At 60.6% G+C, this 5,481-nt stretch carries 4 protein-coding genes; all 4 read left to right on the top strand.

Features of this window, described 5'->3' with window-relative positions:
- Nucleotides 1-143 precede the first annotated feature (143 nt).
- The 4 genes from nfuA (at nucleotide 144) to B3520_RS03645 (ending at nucleotide 5,397) form a co-directional block, all read left to right on the top strand.
- Nucleotides 144-731, top strand: a complete 588-nt coding sequence (nfuA, locus tag B3520_RS03660) for a Fe-S biogenesis protein NfuA (protein WP_286804369.1) — start codon at nucleotides 144-146, stop codon at nucleotides 729-731.
- Between the two features lie 141 nt (nucleotides 732-872).
- Nucleotides 873-2,060, top strand: a complete 1,188-nt coding sequence (locus B3520_RS03655) for an efflux RND transporter periplasmic adaptor subunit (protein ID WP_286804368.1) — start codon at nucleotides 873-875, stop codon at nucleotides 2,058-2,060.
- Nucleotides 2,060-4,012 carry a MacB family efflux pump subunit gene (locus B3520_RS03650; protein WP_286804367.1) on the top strand — a complete coding sequence of 651 codons (1,953 nt, stop codon included), beginning with the start codon at nucleotides 2,060-2,062 and terminating at the stop codon, nucleotides 4,010-4,012. Before B3520_RS03655 ends, B3520_RS03650 begins: the two co-directional genes overlap by 1 nt.
- 5 nt (nucleotides 4,013-4,017) lie before the next feature.
- Nucleotides 4,018-5,397 carry an efflux transporter outer membrane subunit gene (locus B3520_RS03645; RefSeq protein WP_286804366.1) on the top strand — a complete coding sequence of 460 codons (1,380 nt, stop codon included), beginning with the start codon at nucleotides 4,018-4,020 and terminating at the stop codon, nucleotides 5,395-5,397.
- The last annotated feature ends 84 nt before the right edge of the window (nucleotides 5,398-5,481 follow it).

Raw genomic sequence — 5,481 nt, 5'->3', positions numbered from 1 at the left:
CCGTGCCGGATCGGGCGTGACGCAGCTACTGCACTCTGTCCCAATTTTCTACCCCTTTGTCTCCAAGCCCAATATCCCGTAAAATACCCGAGTAAATCAATCAGGTATACGCCTGTCCCAGTATTGGAGGCCCGCACGCCACTATGGTCAATGTACAGATCACCGAATCCGCCCAGCAGTACCTCAAAGAGCTTCTGAACAAACAGAAGGACAGCGAGGGCGTCGGAATTCGCATGTTTGTTGCCAGCCCGGGAACCCCCCAGGCCGAGACCTGCATTGCCTACTGCCGCCCCGGCGAAGAAAAGGAAGACGACGAAATCGTCGAACTGACCGCCTTCAAAGCCTACTTTGAAGGCCGCAGCCTGCCATACCTGGAAGACGCCAAGGTCGATTACTCCCCGGACCGCATGGGTGGGCAGCTCACCATCCGGGCGCCAAATGCCAAAATGCCCCAGGTCAATGACGACAGTCCGCTCGAAGACCGCATCAACTACGTCCTGTACAACGAAATCAACCCGGGCCTCGCCTCTCATGGGGGTAACGTCAGCCTGGTGGAGATCACCGAGGACAACTACGCCGTATTGCGTTTCGGCGGCGGTTGCCAGGGCTGTGGGGCCGTGGAAGTGACCCTGAAAAACGGCGTTGAAGCGACGCTGAAAGAGAAGCTGCCCGAGTTGGCGGGTGTTCGGGATGTGACCGACCACACCGACCGCACCAACGCTTATATCTGACGCGATCCTCCGTAACCCGGCTTTACATCCGTGTTAACGGATGTAAAGCCGGGTTAAAGCCCGGTAAAACCGCTGCCAACCACGTCGTAACTGCCGCACAATAGCCGCTCCAATAAATACAGGCAGGAGCGATAACAACGGATGGTGGTTTCCCGGCAACTTTTCAAAAAAGCGGTGCTTGTCGCCGCGCTCGTTCTGATCACCTTGGCCGTGTTTCAATTCTGGCCGAGCGGTTCTAACGAAGAGGCGCTCGCCAGCGTCGAAGTCCGCCGTGGCAATATCGAGGCATTGGTTACCGCGACCGGCGTGCTGCAACCCCGCACCTATGTGGATGTCGGTGCTCAGGTGTCCGGCCAGTTGGAAACCCTGCACGTGCAGGTGGGTGATGAGGTCAAACAGGGGGATCTGCTCGCGGAAATTGACCCCACGGTGTACCTCGCCCGCGTCGATGGCACCCGAGCGCAGTTGCGCAACCAGCAGGCGCAACTGAAGGACCGCAAGGCGCAACTGACACTGGCCGAAATTCAGCTCCAGCGCCAGAAAAACCTCTTCGCCGAAGATGCGACCACCCGCGAAGCACTGCAAAGTGCGGAAGCGTCATTGCGTTCCGCCGAGGCACAGATCGAAGCACTGAGTGCCCAGATCGAGCAGACACAATCCACGTTGCGTGCCGAGGAAGCCAACCTCGAGTACGCCAAAATCTATGCCCCCATGGACGGCACCATCGTGACCATCGACGCCCGCCAAGGGCAGACGCTGAACGCCTCCCAAACGACCCCGATACTGATGCGCATTGCCGACCTGGACACCATGAGTGTCCAGGCCCAGGTGTCGGAGGCGGATATCGGCCAGTTGGAGGCCGGAATGCCGGTTTACTTCACCACCCTGGGCAATCAGGGGCGACGCTGGGAAGGGCAGTTGTCCCGGATTGAACCGACTCCCCTAGTCGAAAACAATGTGGTGCTCTATTACGCCCTGTTTGATGTGCCAAATCCCGGTGGACGCTTGCTGCCCCAGATGACGGCTCAGGTGTTTTTTGTCGCCGGAGCCGCTGACGATGCCCTGATCGTCCCGGTATCCGCATTGCGCTACGGAGAGCGGACTCAACGTAACACTGAAGCAGCTTCCCGGAGCGGACGATCGGCAACGGTTTCTGTGGTGAGCCCCGGCGCTGAGCCGGCGTTACGGGAGGTGCGCGTCGGTGTCACCGATCGGGTGCACGCGGAAATCCTGTCCGGGTTGAGTGAGGGCGAACGGGTTCTGCTTAGTGGACCGGAAAGCCGCAACCGGCGCGAGCAGGGTAGTGGCATTCCACGGATGTTTCGCTGATGTCGAGCACCCCCATCCTGAGCTTGTCCGGTGTTACCAAGAGCTACCACAACGGCGAGCTTGAAACCCGGGTACTGCACGGTATTGACCTGACGGTTTACCCCGGGGAGTTTGTCGCCATCATGGGCGCCTCCGGCTCGGGTAAATCGACCCTGATGAATATCATCGGTTGCCTGGACAAACCCACTGAAGGCCAGTATTGCTTCAACGGGCGCGACGTTGCCAATCTCTCGCCGGATGAGTTGGCCCAGTTGCGTCGGGAGTCTTTCGGCTTTGTCTTCCAGAGCTACAACCTCCTGCCCGGCGCCAGTGCACTGGAGAATGTCGAAATGCCGGCAATCTACTCCGCGCTCACACCGGCCCAGCGGCGCGAGCGGGCCCGGGAATTGCTGTCCACACTTGGACTGGCTGATCGGCTCGACCACAAACCCAGCCAATTATCCGGTGGTCAACAGCAGCGGGTTTCGATTGCCCGGGCGCTGATGAACGGTGGCCAGATCATTCTGGCAGACGAGCCCACTGGCGCACTGGACAGTCACAGCGGACGGGAAGTGATGGCGTTGTTGCAGTCCCTGTCTGCACAGGGCCACACCATTGTACTGATCACTCATGATCCGGAAGTAGCCAAACACGCCCATCGGCGTATCGATATCAGTGATGGTCGGATTGTCGCCGATCCGGGCGCGGCTGAGCCGGTATCGGACGCGGAGCAGCTGTCCGACCAGCCCGCTCCTGATTGGCACCGCGACCCGCCGTTTGCCAACGAGCTGACCGAAGGCACCAAAACCGCCCTTCGCTCATTGGGCAGTAACCTGTTCCGAACGGCACTGACCCTGTTGGGTATTGTGATTGGGGTGGCCTCGGTCATCACCATGCTTGCCATCGGCGACGGCGCGCGCCAGGACGTGGTGGACCGGATCAGCTCCATGGGCAGCAATCTGTTGCTGGTCCGACCCGGCGGGCCAGACCAGCGCGGAGGGCGCTGGAGTGTGACCACTCTGGTACCGGAAGACATGGACGCGATCAACCAGACCGTACCCAATATCATTGCGGCCATTCCCGAGCTGACCGGCGGCCAGACACTGCGCTACGGCAATTCGGATCACCGCGCCGAGATCAACGCGACCTCCTACGCGTTTCCGGCAGCGCGCCAGTGGTCGGTGGCGACCGGCAGCTTTTTTACTCTGGAGCAGCAGAACAACTACACCTCGGTGGCGGTTCTGGGGCAGACCGTCGCGGATTCGTTGTTCGGCGAAAAAAATCCGCTGGGTGAGTACATCATGATTCACAATGTGCTCTTTCAGGTCATTGGGGTCATGGAAGAGCGGGGCGCTTCGCCCATGGGGCAGGATCAGGATGACGTGGTGCTGGTGCCATACACCACCGGCAGCCTGCGTCTGTTTGGCCAGCAACACCTGCGCAATATTACCGTTGCGGTTGCGGATACGGACCGGATGAATGCCACCCAGGATGCGGTACACCAATTGCTGCTGCAACGCCACGGCACCGAGGACTTCCAGATTCGCAACATGGCGTCATTGATTGAGGCGATCTCCGAAACCCAGGACACCCTGACCTGGCTGCTCGGCTCCATTGCCGCCATTTCCCTGTTGGTTGGGGGGATCGGTGTAATGAATATCATGTTGGTCAGTGTCACCGAGCGTACCCGGGAAATCGGTATCCGCATGGCAACCGGCGCGCGAACACGACATATTCTGCAACAGTTTCTGATTGAGGCGCTGGTGGTGTCAGCTCTGGGTGGCTTGATTGGCGTCGTGTTGGGGCTGTCCGTGGCAGCGGCACTGAGCTATTTCGGCACGCCCATTTACTACTCCCTGTTGCCGGTGGTGCTGGCGTTCAGTTGCGCCTTTGCCACCGGCCTGATTTTTGGTTATCTGCCCGCGCGCAAGGCCTCCCGGTTGAATCCGGTCAACGCCTTGGCCACGGAGTGAACGCGATGAAATGCAACGTTTTTGCGGCCTGCTGCAGCCTGAGTGTTCTGGTGGGCTGTGCGAACATCGACCCTGTGCCGCGCCCCGAGATTGATCCCGACCTGACCTGGAACAGTGTTCTGGCAACATCCGGCGCGCGAGAGGGCTCGAGTTCCTTAGCGAGCTGGTGGCAGGCGTTCGGCGCTGAACCGCTCGACGCCCTGATGCAGCAGGCCTTACAGAACAGCCCGGACCTGATGGCCGCCGAGCAGCGCCTGCGCCAGGCGGATTGGCAGATGCGTGCGACGGGCGCCTCGGTCTATCCAGGCCTCAATGCCGGCGCCGGAACCAGCGTGCGCAGTGACCAGGACGTCGAGGGCGATAGCCGCTCTTCGGAGTCGACCTCCGCCAACCTCGGGTTGAGTTATGAATTGGACCTGTGGGGCAGGGTGGCGGCGGAACGAGCGTCCGCCCGCGCCGGTTTTCGTGCCAGTGAGCAGGATTACCGCGCCGCTTACCTTAGCCTGACCGGCGCCATTGCCAACACCTGGTTTGAATATCAGGCGCTGCACGCTCGCATTCAGATAGCCCAAGACAATATGGCGCTGAGCGAGCAGGTGATGACCGTCGTCGAGGTGCGCTATCGAAACGGCGTAGCCAGTGCGGCAGACGTCGCCCGCCAACGCACAAGCCTGTTGTCTCAGCGTGCACAGCTTCCGCCGTTGCAATTTCAGGCGCAACAGACGCGCCGTGCCCTGGCGGTATTGCTGGGAGCCATGCCCCAAACACTATCGGTTGAACCGCAGGCACTCAGCGACATCCGCTTGCCGGATCTGAAGGCCCAGCCGCCCGCGGAAGCCATTTTCGCACGACCGGATGTGGCACGAGCCGAAGCGCAACTGCAAGCCGCCGATGCGGACGTGGTGGTGGCACGTCGGGCTTTTCTACCCTCCCTGAGTCTGAGTGCCGGTTTCAGCCTATCAACGGCGGAACTGTTTTCGTTGAGCGATGCGCGGGAATCCGACAATGCCGGCCTGTCCCTCAGTCAGTTGATTTTCGATGGCGGACGCACGCGTGCCCAGAGCCGTCGGACGGAGGCGAGACGCCAGGAACTATTGGCTCAGTACCGGAATACACTTCTGGTGGCGTTACAGGAAACCGATGATGCGTTGGGACGTGTGACTCTGGAGGCCGGGCAGGAGACAAGCGATCAGGCGATTCTGGTGGAAGCGGAACGGGCGCTGCGGCTTACGGAAGTGCGGTATCGGGAGGGCAGTGATGACCTGTTGACCCTGATCGACGCTCAGCGGAACCTGTTTCAGGCGAGGGAGCAGATAGTCGAGCGGCGCTTGAGTCGGTTGTCGGCGACGGTGGCTCTGTATCAGGCGTTGGGTGGTGTTCAGTAGGGAATTGGGGCCGTGCGGTTAGGGGCAACGTCAAGTGAGGTAATGGCGGATGCGCGCCGGTGGCGCTTATCCGCCCTACGAATG

The sequence above is a fragment of the Marinimicrobium sp. UBA4509 genome (assembly GCF_002388575.1).
Lineage (GTDB): Bacteria > Pseudomonadota > Gammaproteobacteria > Pseudomonadales > Cellvibrionaceae > Marinimicrobium > Marinimicrobium koreense.
This window is presented reverse-complemented; position numbering and strand designations above follow the sequence as displayed.

Coding starts and splice junctions, on each gene's coding strand:
- B3520_RS03645 (WP_286804366.1), top strand. CDS start 4,018: ATGAAATGCAACGTTTTTGCGGCCTGCTGCAGCCTGAGTGTTCTGGTG.
- B3520_RS03650 (WP_286804367.1), top strand. CDS start 2,060: ATGTCGAGCACCCCCATCCTGAGCTTGTCCGGTGTTACCAAGAGCTAC.
- nfuA (WP_286804369.1), top strand. CDS start 144: ATGGTCAATGTACAGATCACCGAATCCGCCCAGCAGTACCTCAAAGAG.
- B3520_RS03655 (WP_286804368.1), top strand. CDS start 873: ATGGTGGTTTCCCGGCAACTTTTCAAAAAAGCGGTGCTTGTCGCCGCG.